General features: G+C 52.7%; 13 protein-coding genes. 10 read left to right on the top strand and 3 right to left on the bottom strand.

The genetic code is table 11. The features are described from left to right. The first annotated feature begins 122 nt into the window (after nucleotides 1-122). Together ACFO3I_RS00955 and ACFO3I_RS00950 are read left to right on the top strand one after the other, a co-directional pair. Complete coding sequence (locus ACFO3I_RS00955; protein WP_377330982.1) at nucleotides 123-524, top strand: c-type cytochrome; 402 nt, start codon at nucleotides 123-125, stop codon at nucleotides 522-524. A gap of 236 nt (nucleotides 525-760) precedes the next feature. Continuing rightward, nucleotides 761-3,340: a bifunctional diguanylate cyclase/phosphodiesterase gene (locus tag ACFO3I_RS00950; RefSeq protein WP_377330980.1), complete on the top strand. Its 2,580-nt coding sequence runs from the start codon at nucleotides 761-763 to the stop codon at nucleotides 3,338-3,340. Here the strand turns inward: ACFO3I_RS00950 and rep are convergent. Next, nucleotides 3,314-5,329, bottom strand: a complete 2,016-nt coding sequence (gene rep / locus ACFO3I_RS00945; RefSeq protein ID WP_465269128.1) for a DNA helicase Rep — start codon at nucleotides 5,327-5,329, stop codon at nucleotides 3,314-3,316. The two genes, ACFO3I_RS00950 and rep, sit on opposite strands and share 27 nt — an antisense overlap. Before the next feature lie 110 nt (nucleotides 5,330-5,439). On the opposite strand from rep, the gene ubiK reads away from it, so the two are divergent. The 5 genes from ubiK to ACFO3I_RS00920 all read left to right on the top strand — a co-directional run bounded on the left by ubiK (nucleotide 5,440) and on the right by ACFO3I_RS00920 (nucleotide 8,452). Next, nucleotides 5,440-5,697, top strand: coding sequence for a ubiquinone biosynthesis accessory factor UbiK (ubiK, locus tag ACFO3I_RS00940; protein WP_377330978.1), 258 nt, complete (start codon nucleotides 5,440-5,442; stop codon nucleotides 5,695-5,697). Next, a complete protein-coding gene (locus tag ACFO3I_RS00935; RefSeq protein WP_377330977.1) occupies nucleotides 5,694-6,962 on the top strand; it encodes a Xaa-Pro dipeptidase in 1,269 nt (422 codons plus the stop codon). Before ubiK ends, ACFO3I_RS00935 begins: the two co-directional genes overlap by 4 nt. Nucleotides 6,963-7,098: 136 nt before the next feature. Next, entirely contained in the window at nucleotides 7,099-7,452 is a 354-nt protein-coding gene (locus tag ACFO3I_RS00930; protein ID WP_377330975.1) for a hypothetical protein, read from the top strand. A gap of 74 nt (nucleotides 7,453-7,526) precedes the next feature. Then, nucleotides 7,527-7,685, top strand: a complete 159-nt coding sequence (locus ACFO3I_RS00925) for a hypothetical protein (protein ID WP_377330973.1) — start codon at nucleotides 7,527-7,529, stop codon at nucleotides 7,683-7,685. Further along, on the top strand, nucleotides 7,685-8,452 hold the full coding sequence (locus ACFO3I_RS00920; protein WP_377330971.1) for an alpha/beta hydrolase: 768 nt from the start codon (nucleotides 7,685-7,687) through the stop codon (nucleotides 8,450-8,452). The genes ACFO3I_RS00925 and ACFO3I_RS00920 overlap by 1 nt, the downstream gene beginning before the upstream one ends. On the opposite strand, the gene ACFO3I_RS00915 is transcribed toward ACFO3I_RS00920, so the two are convergent. Together ACFO3I_RS00915 and ACFO3I_RS00910 are read right to left on the bottom strand one after the other, a co-directional pair. Then, nucleotides 8,449-8,802 (bottom strand): RidA family protein, encoded by a 354-nt coding sequence (locus ACFO3I_RS00915; protein WP_377330970.1) that lies wholly within the window; start codon nucleotides 8,800-8,802, stop codon nucleotides 8,449-8,451. The two genes, ACFO3I_RS00920 and ACFO3I_RS00915, sit on opposite strands and share 4 nt — an antisense overlap. A 52-nt stretch (nucleotides 8,803-8,854) precedes the next feature. Further along, entirely contained in the window at nucleotides 8,855-9,643 is a 789-nt protein-coding gene (locus tag ACFO3I_RS00910) for a DUF2884 family protein (protein ID WP_377330968.1), read from the bottom strand. Between the two features lie 212 nt (nucleotides 9,644-9,855). On the opposite strand from ACFO3I_RS00910, the gene ACFO3I_RS00905 reads away from it, so the two are divergent. Genes ACFO3I_RS00905 through ACFO3I_RS00895 form a run of 3 tightly spaced genes read left to right on the top strand, consistent with a single transcriptional unit; the run spans nucleotide 9,856 to nucleotide 14,129 of the window. Further along, nucleotides 9,856-11,661, top strand: coding sequence for an assimilatory sulfite reductase (NADPH) flavoprotein subunit (locus ACFO3I_RS00905; RefSeq protein WP_377330967.1), 1,806 nt, complete (start codon nucleotides 9,856-9,858; stop codon nucleotides 11,659-11,661). Further along, nucleotides 11,661-13,376 (top strand): assimilatory sulfite reductase (NADPH) hemoprotein subunit, encoded by a 1,716-nt coding sequence (cysI, locus tag ACFO3I_RS00900; protein WP_377330965.1) that lies wholly within the window; start codon nucleotides 11,661-11,663, stop codon nucleotides 13,374-13,376. Before ACFO3I_RS00905 ends, cysI begins: the two co-directional genes overlap by 1 nt. Nucleotides 13,377-13,391: 15 nt before the next feature. Then, entirely contained in the window at nucleotides 13,392-14,129 is a 738-nt protein-coding gene (locus tag ACFO3I_RS00895) for a phosphoadenylyl-sulfate reductase (protein ID WP_377330964.1), read from the top strand. Nucleotides 14,130-14,131 lie beyond the last annotated feature (2 nt).

The raw sequence follows: 14,131 nt of genomic DNA, 5'->3' as shown, positions 1-14,131 counted from the left end.
ACTAAAGATTTGCATGCGTTTCGTCGCAAATGAAACACCAGTAAATACAGGGGCTTCCACAGTTAAGGCTTGCAACGCTATAATGCCCCAAAACTAAGAAGGCTTTGAACGGGATCACACAGATGAAAAAATTAACGCTTATCCTCGCCCTGATTACTTCTGCTGCCCTGGTCAACGCAGTCGCTCAGGAAACCGATAACGACGCACTGAAAAAACGTCTTGAGCCTGTAGGTCAGGTTTATCTGGCAGGTGCGGAAGCTGCTGTTGACACTGGTCCAAAAGGCCCTCGCACTGGCGAGCAGGTCTTCCAGGGGGCTTGTTTTGCCTGTCACGGCACTGGCGCCTTAGGTGCACCGAAAAAGGGGGAAGCTGCTGACTGGAAACCTCGTTTGGCTCAAGGCGCTGACGTGTTGCTGAAACACGCAATAGAAGGTATTCGTTCTATGCCTGCTCGCGGTACTTGTGGTGATTGCTCTGAAGACGAGCTGGCGGCTGCAATTAAGTTTATGACCGACGGTATCTAATCTGTTGGTGTTGAAAGAAGCCGCCCGGGTCGCGGCTTTTTTTATTGCTGTGTTTTGCTGCTTTCCTGCCCATATGTCTGCGTTCTATGTCATTTAATTCTAAGCCAGATCGGAATCTGTCTAACTGCATGGCTACAGATTAAAAATCAGTCATTCCATTTGGTCAGACTTTGTGCATAATAGAGGCTGCCGTTTTGGCACTCGCCGCAACTAATAATAAGAATACAGAGAACACCTTGAAGGACCAAAAGCTCAGCTCCGTTATTCCTGCAGTCTGGCACAGCCAGCTACGCCGCATGCGTACGCTGTTGTCTGGCTATAAGCGGGCATACACCATACAGGGCGCGTTGCTGAACCTGTCTGAGCTGGCATCCGGCATTAAAGAAATGCGTGAGTTTTATCCCGCTATTCACCAGTTGCTGAATCAGCAGCTGCGTGCTGATAACTTCTATGTTGCGCTGATTGACCAAGACGGTACCTTCCGGCCTGAATATTTTGCCGACGAAAAAGACCAACAAATTTTGCTTGATGCTCCTTCGGAAGCCTTTGCCTCCGGCTTGACTGGGTATGTTGCCCGACGTGGCAAAGCACTGCTTTGTGACGAAGCAGGGTTTCACCGTCTGGTGCAGGAAGGTCAGATACAGGCACAAGGTTCTGCGCCTATGCACTGGTTAGGCGTTCCGCTTTGCCGCGGTGAGCGGGTGATCGGTGTGATGGCTATTCAGAGTTATCAGGCGGATGCGGGTTATAACGAACACGACCTGGCGCTGATCAGCCATATTGCCATTCATACCGTGACCGCCATTGATCGGGTGCGCAGCCGTGAGCTACTTGAACAAACAGTGCGTGAACGCACGCAGCAGCTGCGCAATACTAATGACTCGCTGCAGCATGAAATTCGCGAACGTAGCCATGCTGAAATGCTGCAGGCGGCCTTATACAAAATCTCCGAGCTGACTGCCGCCAGCTCCGATATGTCCAGTTTTTACCGCGAAGTGCACAGCATTTTGAGTGAACTGCTGCAAGCGGATAATTGCTACATTGCTTTGCTGGACAAAGACGGACAGCAGCTGAATTTCCCTTTCTATCTGGATCAGTACAGCCCTACGCAAAAGCAGCGACCTTTGCAGCGTGGCCTGACTGAATATGTGATTCGGTCTGGTGAGGCCCGTTTAGTCACACAAGTGCAGCTGCAGCAGTTGATCCAATCCGGTGAGGTAGAGCGGCAGGTCAGTAATCCGGGTTATCAGCCGATGTGTACCAGCTGGCTTGGCGCTCCACTGCAAATTGGCAACCAGATCCTGGGTGTGATAGCGCTGCAATGTTATGACAACAGCCACCAATATAGCGAGCAGGAGCTGGTGTTATTGAAGTTTGTGTCTCAGCACATCGCGGTGGCGATCAGCCGGAAACTGACGACAGAACAGCAAAAACAACATCACGAAGATTTAGAAAAACGCATTTTCGAACGCACCCGTGAACTGCGCCAGACTAATTTGTTTTTACGTTTGCAGGTCGAAGAACGGAAAAAAGCCGAAGAACAACTATTTTTCGAAGCCAACCACGATGCATTAACAGGTCTGGCGAACCGACAAATGTTTCTGATGCAGCTTAAACAACGGTTTTCGTACCGCAACCGGGATTCAGCCACTAACTTTGCTTTGCTGTTTATCGACCTCGACCGCTTTAAGCTGATCAACGACACCCTTGGTCACCACATAGGCGACCTGTTCCTGATTGAAGTGAGCCGTCGTTTGCAGCAAGCAGTGCGGGAACACGATTTAGTCGCCCGTTTAGGTGGCGATGAATTCGTGATCCTGCTGGGCAAAATTCAGCATGAAGTCGACGCGGAAGAAGTGGCGGAGCGTTTAATTGAATCTGTGCGTCAGCCGATGAACCTGGAAGGGAATCAGGTGTGCTCCGGTGCCAGTATCGGCATTGCCTGCTATCAGAACTGGTACCAGCATGCAGACGAGTTGCTGCGCGATGCTGACGCCGCTATGTACCAGGCGAAATCCTTTGGCCGTAACCGCTTTGTGATTTTCAATGACAGCATGCGCTCGCAAATGCTGCAGGAACTGGGGCAGGAACAAGCGCTGCAACAGGCCGTTCAACAACGGCAATTTCAGCCGCAATTGCGTCCTCTGATAGCGGCAGAATCAACCGACCTGGTCGGTTATCAGGCCAGTTTGTCCTGGCTGCAGGCCGATGCTACCCAGCAACAGGAACTGAGCCGCCAGGCCACCCAGGCAGGTTTAATGCCGGACATTGAGTTGATGTTACTGCAGCAACTGAGCAGCATGTCGTCGCAGTGGGAGCAGGGGGCCGTGTTGTGTCTGAGCCTGAGCCCAGCCTGGTTAAGTAACCACTTACTACTGGATAAACTGACGCAGCAACTGCATCAGTCTGCTTTGCCTTTGCATCAACTGGTTCTGGGTTTTACGGAAGCGGATTTATTGCGATTGTCGGCGACACAACTGGCCAATTTACATCAGTTGAAACGTCTGGGTGTGCGTTTGTCACTGGATCAGTTTGCTGCAGAAGTGGCCGCCTTAGGCTTATTGGTGCAGTACCCATTCGATTTTGTGGTGCTGGATACTGCATTTAGCCGCAGTCTGCCACGCAGTGAAAGCCGTCGCCAGTTACTGCAAGTGCTGCAACAACTGGCGCAGAGCCGTCAATTCAAGCTGATTGCAGGCCATGCAGAACAAAAAGAAATCCAGCAGCTGATGGCGCAGGCTGGCGGCTATTATTTCACTGAGCAGCCAGTGGCGGTTGCTGTGCAGCAATCAGGGCTTTTTCAGCAGCTGGCGTAACCTGTCCAGATGTGCCAGGCCGGTTTGTTGCCGTTCCTGTTCGGTTTTCACCACACCAGGTTTTGCCCATTCCAGATCATCCGGCGGTAACTCATCGAGAAAACGACTGGGTTCAGGTTTGACGATTTCGCCGTACTGACGACGCTCGCGGGCATAGGTAAACACGAGCTCACGTTGTGCCCTGGTGATACCAACATAGGCCAGCCGGCGCTCTTCTTCGACATTGTCTTCGTCAATGCTGCTTTGGTGCGGCAACAGGCCTTCTTCCATGCCGACAATAAACACAAAAGGAAACTCCAGGCCTTTAGAGGCATGCATGGTCATCAGCTGCACCTGGTCAGCATTGTCTTCCTGTTCCTGCCGTTCCATCATGTCGCGCAGTGTCAGTTTGGTGACCACTTCACTTAAGGTCAGTGGTTCTTCATCGTCTTTGCCGTCCAGCATTTCGCTGACCCAGCGGTACAGTTCATTGATGTTTTTCAGCGCCATTTCGGCGGCTTTGCCACTGGCACTGGTTTCAAACAACCAGGCTTCGTAATTACTTTGCCGGATCAGGTCCCGCACTGCTTCTTTTGGTTCGCTGCGCAGCGCCTGCTCGGCCAGCCGGTTAATCCAGTTGGCAAAAGAAGTCACAGCCGTCAGGCTGCGGGCAGGTAAGCGCTCGGCCAGTTCAGGTTCAAAGCAGGCAGCAAACAGGCTGATGTGTTTTTCGTTGGCCAGGCTGCCGACTTTTTCCAGAGTCGCGGCGCCAATCTCCCGCCGTGGCACATTGACCACCCGCAACAGCGCGTTGTCATCGTCCTGGTTCACCAGCAACCGCAGATACGCCATGATGTCTTTAATTTCACTACGGGAAAAAAACGAGGTGCCGCCGGATATTTTGTAGGGGATACGGTTGGTCATCAGGGCTTTTTCAAACACCCGGGCCTGATGGTTGCCGCGATACAGTAAGGCGTAATCCTTGTATTGAGTGCGGTTGACGAAGCGGTGCGAAATAATCTCGGCCACGACTTTTTCCGCTTCGTCTTCTTCGTTGCGGGTCGGCAGTACCCGTAACGGCACGCCATAACCCAGTTCACTGAACAGCTTCTTGTCGTATTCATGCGGGTTGTTGGCGATCAGAATATTGGCGCATTTCAGAATACGCTCGGCCGAACGGTAGTTCTGCTCCAGCTTAATCACTTTCAGGTTCGGAAAGTCTTTGCCAAGCAGCACCAGGTTTTGTGGTTTGGCACCGCGCCAGGAATAAATCGACTGGTCATCGTCGCCCACCACAGTAAAACGTTGCCGTTCACCGACCAGCCATTTCACCAGTTCGTACTGACTGGTGTTGGTGTCCTGGTATTCGTCCACCAGCAGGTACTGAATCTTCTGCTGCCACTTTTGCCGTACTTGCTCATTGGCAGCAAACAGCAGCGTCGGCATCATAATCAGGTCGTCGAAATCCAGTGCGTTATAAGCCCGCAGCTGCTGGGCATACTGCTGGTAATAGTTGGCAAAGCTGATACTTTGTGGGTCTTTGGCCTGAGCCAGTGCCTGACTAGGCAATAACAAATCATTTTTCCAATTGGAGATTTTGCTCATCAGCAGTTTCAGCTGATCTTTGTCCCCTTGCAGCTCGGCTTCGGTCAGCTCCTTCAGCAGGGCCATACTGTCCTGATCGTCAAACAGAGTGAAGTTCGCCTTGTAGCCAATGGCTTTGTATTCTTTTTTCAGAATATCCAGCCCCAGGGTATGGAAGGTCGATACCGTCAAACCGCGCAGCAAGGGGCGTGGCAATTGGTGGCTGATCCGCTCTTTCATTTCCCTGGCCGCTTTGTTGGTAAAAGTGACTGCGGCGATATGTTTGGCCGCCAGACCACATTCTTCAATCAGATAAGCAATCTTGTTGGTGATCACGCGGGTTTTGCCGCTGCCGGCGCCAGCCAGCACCAGGCAAGGGCCACTGATGTACTTTACGGCTTCGTTTTGTTGGGGATTGAGCTTCACTTGGGTTGGGTCCTCCGCTAAGCCGGACATTCTATCTGGTTTTTGCGGCAGATTTCATTCGCGTTCTGCAGTTCTGGCCGTAGAATGAAAACAACAAAAGGAGAACGACCATGATTGATCCAAAGAAAATTGAAGAAATGGCACGTCAGATTGGCAACAGCATCCCACCTAAAGTGCGGGAAATGGCCGACGATATTGAAGGAAAAATCAAGCAGACCTTACAGAACAAGCTCAGTCAGCTGGATTTTGTCTCGCGGGAAGAATTTGATGTGCAGACGCAGGTACTGGCCCGCACCCGCGCCAAACTGGAACAACTGGAGCAGCAGGTGGCTGAGTTAGTGGCGGCGAAGCAAGGAAAAGTGGAATGATGAAGTGGGTAGTTCCGGGGTTGCTGGTGCTAGCAGGGCAGGCCGTAGCGGTTGAGCAAGTGATACTGACCGGCAAGTTGTTGGATGTTCGTAGCGGAAAATACCGAGAGAATCAGGCGTTGTTGGTTGAACAGGGGCGGATCAGTGCCATAGTAGCAGCCAAGGACGCACCTGCTGATGTGCCTGTGCTGGACTGGTCGGCCTACCACGTATTGCCGGGTTTAATTGACATGCATGTGCACCTGACCTCGGACCCAAATAAACATGGCTACCGGGCGCTGGCAGAAACCCCGGCCCGTGAAGCCATTTATGGCGTGAAAGCGGCTGAAGCTACCTTAAAGGCCGGTTTTACCACAGTGCGTAATTTAGGCGCCGGTGGTTTTTCCGATGTGGCGTTACGTGATGCCATAGACGAAGGTGAAATTGCCGGACCGCGCATGCGCACTGCGGCCCGGACTCTTTGTATTACCGGCGGCCACTGCGACAACAACCTGCTGCCGCATATTTACCGCGCCAACAGTGGTGGTGTGGCCAACGGGCCGGACGAAATCCGCGCCAAAGTGCGGGAAAATATTAAATACGGCGCAGACGTGATCAAATTCACCGCGACTGGTGGGGTGTTATCCAAAAATACTGACGTTAACGCCAGCCAGTACAATCTGGAAGAAATGACAGCGCTGATTGAAGAAGCGCATGACAGGGGCCGTATTGTAGCGGCTCATGCCCATGGGTTACAGGGCATTAAACGCGCCATTCAGGCTGGGGTGGATTCCATTGAACACGGCAGCTTTATTGACGATGACGCTATAGCGCTGGCGAAAAAGCATGGCACTTACCTGGTGATGGATGTCTATGTCAGCGACTTTATTTTATCCGAAGGTGAAAAGGCCGGTATTCTGCCGGAGTCACTGGAAAAAGAGAAAAAAGTCGGGTTAATTCAGCGGCAGAATTTCCAGAAAGCGGTGAAAGCCGGTGTGAAAATGGCGTTTGGTACCGATGCTGGCGTCTATCAGCATGGTCTGAATGCCCGCCAGTTTGCTTACATGGTGCAATGGGGCATGACGCCGCTGCAGGCCATTCAGGCAGCTACGCTGAATGCTGGCACTTTGCTGAACTGGAAAAATGATCAGGGCCAGCAAAATGTTGGGGTTGCCGAAGTGGGTGCTTTTGCTGATTTAATTGCGCTAAAGGCCGACCCTTTACAGCACATCAAGCAGCTGGAGCAACCGGCCGCAGTGGTGAAAGCCGGCCTGCTGGTGCAGTAATACGTGAGCTAAAATGACAGAAGCATTAGTAAATCTTATGCTTCTGTCATGATTTTTCTCCGCTATCCGTCACCTGACTGTCACATAATCTGCTCAAAATGCGCGCAGTTAAACGAACTGCCCATAGGAGCCGACCATGTCTGTTTTATTCACTGCCGCTTTATTCAGTATGTCTGTACAAACCAATCCTGTGACTGTTGAACAACAGTACCAGTACAGCAATCAGGAGTATTGCGCTCTGGTTCGTCAGGACGCCAGCAAACAAATGCTGAGTGCCTATGCTGACAAACTGGGTTTTGTGCCAGCTAAAGCAGAATGCAAAGCTTTACTGAGCGCCGCGAGAAGCCAGATCACTGAGACTTCTGCTGAGCGTCAAATTCGTGAGTTCAGCCGTGGCTCAATCCGTAAGCTGACTCCGTCAGTGATCCAACAGTTAAAAGCCATGTCTGAACAAGAGCGTCTGGCCGAACTGCAGCGCATTTTTGGCTAAAAATGCCCTTGGGTCCGACTTGAAAGTCCGTTACAGTGACTCCACTGACCATGCAAAGCAGTGGAGGACGGACAATGAGTGACTTTGATTTTGATTTAGACCATCTGGATTTTGACGCCGCGGAACAAAAATCCAAAGCGGACCAGGATAAGCAGCAACAAGCGCAGCTGGCCGAACTGGCAGAGTTACAGGATGGTGGTGACGACTGTGCAGGCGGTGCCTGCAAGATCTGATGAAATACAGCTGGCTTTGGCTGATGCTGTGCAGCTCAGCCCTGACCGCGCAAGTGGACAGGGCTGAACTTTTTCGCCTCGACAGTCAAACTTTGCAGTATCCGCTGCAGTATTGGTTGTACCGGCCTGCAGTCCCGACCGGACAACAAGTTCAGCACATTCTTTATGTTTCAGACGGCGCCGCTTATCTGCAACAAGGCAAGATGATTGCTGTGCTGGAACAACTGATCCAACAACAGCAAATTCGCCCTCTTTATGTCGTTTTCGTCGACAGCCGTGACCCCGACCAGTTAACGCAGGACCGCCGCAATCAGCAGTATTTATGCAACACCCAGTACGCGGCATTCTATCGCGATGAGCTGATCCCTAAGGTGGAATCTCAGCTTGGTATTCAGCCATCCCGCGGGCAACGCGGCATTATGGGTTTGTCCTTTGGTGCGACCAATGCGTTGTGTTTTGGTTTGATGTTGCCTGAGCAGTTTGGTCTGTATGGTTTGCAGTCACCGGCCAACTCAGAGCATCTGACGCTGCTCAGGCAAGAGTATAAAAAGCGGCAAGGTCCACAGATGCGGCTGTTTTATTCGGTGGGTAACCGCAATGACAATCTGCACGCCAATACCCAAATGATGAAGTTGCTGGAAAAACAAGGCCATCAACTGGTGCGGCTCAAAGTGGAACAAGGCCACGATTGGGACAACTGGCAACCTTTGCTGGATGACTTATTAGTGGCGCTGTTTCCGGCTGAGCCGTCAGCCGGCTCGCACTAGTTTTGGCTTAACGCCGCTACCACTTTGATTTCCACTTTCCAGTGCGGGTCGGCCAACCGGGCTTCGACAGTGGCCCGTGCAGGTGCATGACCCTCGGCCACCCAGGCATCCCAGGCTTCGTTCATTGCGTTGTAGTCGGCCATATCCGCCAGATAAATAGTGGCATCGACAATCCGGCTTTTATCTGTGCCCTGGCTGGCGAGCAACTGATCGATTTGTTGCAGCACGTTTTGAGTCTGAGCTGTGGCATCGGCGTCGGTGTTTTCCGGTACCATGCCAGAGCAAAACATCAGCCCCTGTGCAATCACGGCTTCACTGTATCTTTTACCCGGCAATATGCGTTGGATCATGCTTCTTCCTCTTTGGTTGTGCAGCGAGACTAACGGCTGAGGCGTCTCGCGTCTAGAGGCCTGCTTTGAAACCTGCACTGGTGCCGTCAATTAAATCCAGACCCGATAAGGCCGGGATCTGTTGCTGGATCTGGCTTTCCAATTGGTCCAGCTGCTGCAGTTGCTGGCAAATTTGCTGACCACGCTGTTGCAGTGGTGCACTGCCAGATTTCAGATCCGCTTTTAATTTGTTGCTGAACTGGCCAACGCCATTACTGAACCGCTGCATTTTTTCGGCGGCGGTACCGTTGCCCTGCAACGCCTGCTGGCCAAGCGTCAGCATCATCTGACTGCTGATTTTCAGCATCGCCTGCTGAATTTTCTGCTCGGCATCCTGCGCCAGATTATGATCCACTGCTGCCAGTTGACTGCCATACACATAGATGGACGAATCTTTGCGTTCAACAATTTGATTTAACTGCTGCTCCAGTTGCTGCACCACAGTTTGCACTTGCGGGTAGCGGTTCAGGCCCTGGCCTGTGCTCTGCTGCAGATTCTGGTCCAGCACAGTGCGGGCCAGTTGCAGGCTGTCATCCATTAAGGCGGCTGAGGCCGTCACCTGGCTGCGTAGTTGCTGTTGATAGCGCTGCAATAATTGTTGTTGCGGCTGGCTGACGGCGACGGGCTGGCTTTGCTGCCATAGCCGGCCTTGGGTGTCCATCCGCCACAGTTGCTGTGGCCCCTGTTGCAGGCTGATCTGGCTGGGGCTGACGGTTAAATCCTGCTGCAACTGCAGGCCACACTGGCTGGCAAAGACGGCTGTGCTGCTCAGGCCAGCCAGCAGGATCATCATTAACTTCATGGGGGTTACCTCCGGGACTTTGACGGCATCCTGAACAGCAGGCACTGAATCCGGCCTGAATAAGGGCCAGGCAGTGATTCCGATCACCAACGGGTCAGGCATACAAACTTTATTTTAATAACCAAACGGAATAAAGCAGAGAGAAGGGTTATTTCTGCAGCATCCGTATAGATGGCTAAAATGCCTGAAGTGTTAATACTACAGGTGAACTCATGCTTTTGGCATCTTTGGCGGCTCAGGCCAGCCCGCTGTCGGCGCAGCAAATCAAAGATCTGCAACTACTGGTCAGCCAGCTTAACCCAATCCAGCAAGCCTGGGTCAGTGGCTATCTGGCCGCTTCTGCTCAATTTGCCGGGCAAAGTCTGTCGGCCGGTGCTGCAGCTCGGGCCGAAGAGTCGGCAAGCCTGACCATTTTATTCGCCTCGCAAACCGGCAATGCCAAAGGTGTGGCGAACAAAATTAAAGCCGCAGCTGAGCAACAAGGTCTGGCGGTGCAGGTGCAGGATATTGCCAGCTACAAAACCAATCAGCTGGCGAAAGAGAAGTACCTGCTGATTGTGACCTCCACCTACGGCGAAGGGGAACCACCAGAAAGCGCGGTGGCTTTCCATAAGTTCTTATTCAGCAAAAAAGCTCCGAAGCTGAATGAGCTGAAATTTGCCGTATTAGGTTTGGGTGACACCAGCTATGAGTTTTTCTGTAAAACTGCCACTGATTTTGATGAGCAGCTGCAGGCATTAGGGGCGACCCGGCTGCATCAGGCCGCGCTGCTGGATGTGGATTATGCCGCTGCTGCTGCGGGCTGGACCGACACCGCCATCCGTGCTTTTGCCCCTGAATTAAAACAAGCGGGTAACGCTTCAGCACAGGTGATTGCCTGGCCAGGTCAGGCGGCATCGCATGACAGTCCATACAGCAAAGAAACGCCTTTTGCCGCAGAGTTGTTGGTTGACCAGAAAATTACCGGTCGCGACTCGGTCAAAGATGTGCGGCATATCGAAATCAATCTGGCCGGTTCCGGGCTGACCTATCAGCCGGGCGATGCCTTAGGGGTGTATTTTAGTAATGATGAACAACTGGTCGATTCTATCCTTGAACTGACTGGCTGCGCGGCCGATACCTTAGTAAAGGTGGCTGCCACTGAACTGACAATACGCGAGGCGTTAATCAGCCAGCTGGAACTGACTCAGTCTTACCCGTCTTTTGTCGAGAAGTATGCACAGGCCACTCAGCAGCCGGTGTTGCTGGAACTGGTGGCTGACAAAACCAAACTGCGGGCCTTTTTAGAGCAGCACCAGACGGCGGACGTGATTCTGCAATACCCGGCGGCCATTGATGCCCAAAATCTGGTAGATGCGCTGCGTAAACAGCAGCCGCGTTTGTATTCGATTGCCAGCTCGCAAGCCGAAGTCGGTGAAGAAGTGCATTTGACCGTCGGCGTGGTCAGTTACGATGCTTTTGGCCAGCCACATTTAGGCGGCGCTTCAGGATTTTTAGCGCACCGGCTGGACGAAGGCGCAGAGGTGCGGGTCTTTGTCGAACACAACGACAACTTCCGTTTGCCTGATCATGAGGCCCCTGTGCTGATGATTGGCCCTGGCACTGGCATTGCGCCGTTCCGGGCTTTCCTGCAAGAGCGGGATCAGGCTGGTGCCACCGGACAAAACTGGTTGTTCTTCGGCAACCCGAGTTTTACTCAGGATTTCCTCTACCAGGTGGAACTGCAGGACTATTTAAAACGTGGCGTACTGAACCGGCTGGATGTGGCGTTCAGTCGTGACCAGGCCGAAAAAATTTATGTGCAGCATAAATTGCTGCAAAAAGGCGCCGACGTCTGGGCCTATCTGCAACAAGGTGCTTATCTGTATATCTGTGGTGACGGCGCCCGGATGGCAAAAGATGTGCACCAGGCATTGTTGCAAATCGCACAGCAATACGGCGGCTTAGACGCTGAACAGGCAGAAACTTATTTTGATGATTTACGTCAGGCCAGACGTTATCAGAAGGACGTATACTAATGACTCACCCAATCAATCCGGACTTTCAGGTTCAGGGCCAGTTGTCGGACAACGAGCGGCTGAAAAAAGACAGCCAGCTGCTGCGCGGCACTATTACCAAGGATCTGAAAGACGAAATCACCGGTGGTTTTAACGGTGACAATTTTATGCTGATCCGCTTCCACGGTATGTATCAGCAAGATGACCGCGACATCAGGGCTGAGCGTGCCGAACAAAAACTGGAGCCGTTGCACAATGTGATGTTACGGGCCCGTTTGCCAGGCGGCATTATCACTACAGCTCAGTGGCTGGCCATTGATGAATTTGCCGGTGCCAATACGCTGTACGGCAGCATTCGTTTAACCACCCGTCAAACCTTTCAGTTCCACGGTGTGTTAAAACCAAAAATCAAAAGCATGCACCAGATGCTGCACAAAATCGGCATGGATTCGATTGCCACTGCAGGTGACGTCAACCGTAACGTGCTCTGTACTTCGAACCCGGTTGAGTCGGTGCTGCATCAGCAGGCCTATCAATGGGCGGCAAAAATTTCTGAGCATTTATTGCCAAAAACCCGCGCTTACGCCGAAATCTGGCTGGACGAAGAAAAGGTCGAAACCACAGAAGTGGAGCCAATCCTCGGCGAAACTTACCTGCCGCGTAAGTTTAAAACCACTGTGGTGATCCCACCGCAAAATGATGTGGACGTGCACGCCAATGACCTGAGTTTTGTCGCCATAGCTGAGCAGGGTCAGTTAATTGGCTTTAACGTGCTGGTCGGTGGTGGCCTGGCAATGACCCACGGCGATAAAGGCACCTACCCGCGTAAAGCCGAAGACTTTGGTTTTATCGGCCTGGAACATGTGCTGGCAGTGGCTGAGCATGTGGTCACAGTGCAGCGTGACTATGGCGACAGGGTCAACCGTAAAAATGCCAAAACCAAATACACCATTGACCGGATTGGCGCGGATAACTTTAAAGCTGAAGTGGAAAAACGCGTTGGCGTGAAATTCCAGCCAAGCCGTCCATACGAATTTACCGGTCGTGGCGACCGTTTTGGCTGGGTGGAAGGCATTGACGGCAAATGGCACTTAACGGTGTTTATCGAAAATGGCCGCTTGCTGGATTATCCGGGCAAAAGCCTGAAAACCGGGGTGGCGGAAATTGCCCGCATTCATTTAGGTGATTTCCGTATTACCGCTAATCAGAACCTGATTATTGCCGGCGTGGCCCCCGAGCATAAAGCGCAGATTGAGCAACTGGCCCGCCAGCATGGCCTGATCAACGACAGCGTCACAGAGCAGCGGAAAAACTCGATGGCCTGTGTGTCGATGCCAACCTGCCCACTGGCAATGGCGGAAGCAGAACGTTACCTGCCGACGCTGGTGACTTATGTCGAATCCATGCTGGCCCGTCACGGCATTGCGGACGACCACCTGATCCTGCGGGTGGTGGGCTGCCCGAATGGTTGTGGCCGCGCCATGTTGGCCGAAGCCGGTCTGGTTGGCCGTGGTCCGGGTAAATACAACCTGTACCTGGGTGGTAACCGTGAAGGCACCCGTATTCCGAAGTTGTACCTGGACAACGTTGGCGAAGCGCAAATTCTGCAGGCGCTGGACGAGCTGATTGGCCGCTGGGTCGCAGAGCGCAGGGATGGTGAAGGCTTTGGTGATTTTGTGATCCGCGCCGGTGTGGTTGCGGAAGTCAAAGTGTCAAAAACCGATTTCCATGCCTGAGGGCGGGAGTAGAGCATGAGCAGTGTGAACGCGATAGTCCAGCAGGACCAGAACACACAGCAGCACTGGCTGGATGAAGTCAATGCGCTGCTGGCCCCAATGCATCCGGCCGAACGGGTGCAATGGGCGCTGGCCAATTTGCCACAGCAACCAATGCTGAGCTCCAGCTTTGGTATTCAGGCCGCGGTGATGTTGCATCTGGTCACCCGGCAGAAGCCGGATATTCCGGTGGTACTGACCGACACTGGCTATTTGTTTCCGGAAACCTACCAGTTTGTCGACGAGCTGCAACAGCGGCTGGATCTGAACCTGAAGGTGTACCGCTCTGCACTGAGCCCGGCCTGGCAGGAAGCCCGTTTTGGCCAGCTGTGGCAAACCGAAAGCGGTATGAAGCAGTACAATCAGGTGAACAAAGTAGAGCCGATGCAACGGGCACTGCAAGAGCTTCAGGTGGGCACCTGGTTTACCGGCCTGCGGCGCAGCCAGTCGAAAAGCCGCGCCGACAAAAACTTTGTTGAAATCAGCCGTGGTGTGGTGAAAGTGCAGCCGATACTGGACTGGTCTAACAAAGACATTTTTTATTACCTGAAAGAGTTCGACTTACCCTACCACCCATTATGGGAGCAAGGCTATGTGTCGGTCGGTGATGTGCATTCCACCCGCAAGCTGGAATTGGGCATGAGCGAAGAAGACACTCGCTTTAATGGTTTTGGCCGCGAATGCGGCCTGCATCTGGACGGTGACGGTATTTAACA

It is taken from the genome of Rheinheimera marina (assembly GCF_042654345.1).
In the GTDB taxonomy this organism is placed as follows: domain Bacteria; phylum Pseudomonadota; class Gammaproteobacteria; order Enterobacterales; family Alteromonadaceae; genus Pararheinheimera; species Pararheinheimera marina.
The sequence above is the reverse complement of the archived record's forward strand: the minus strand, read 5'-3'. Positions and strand labels throughout refer to the sequence as shown.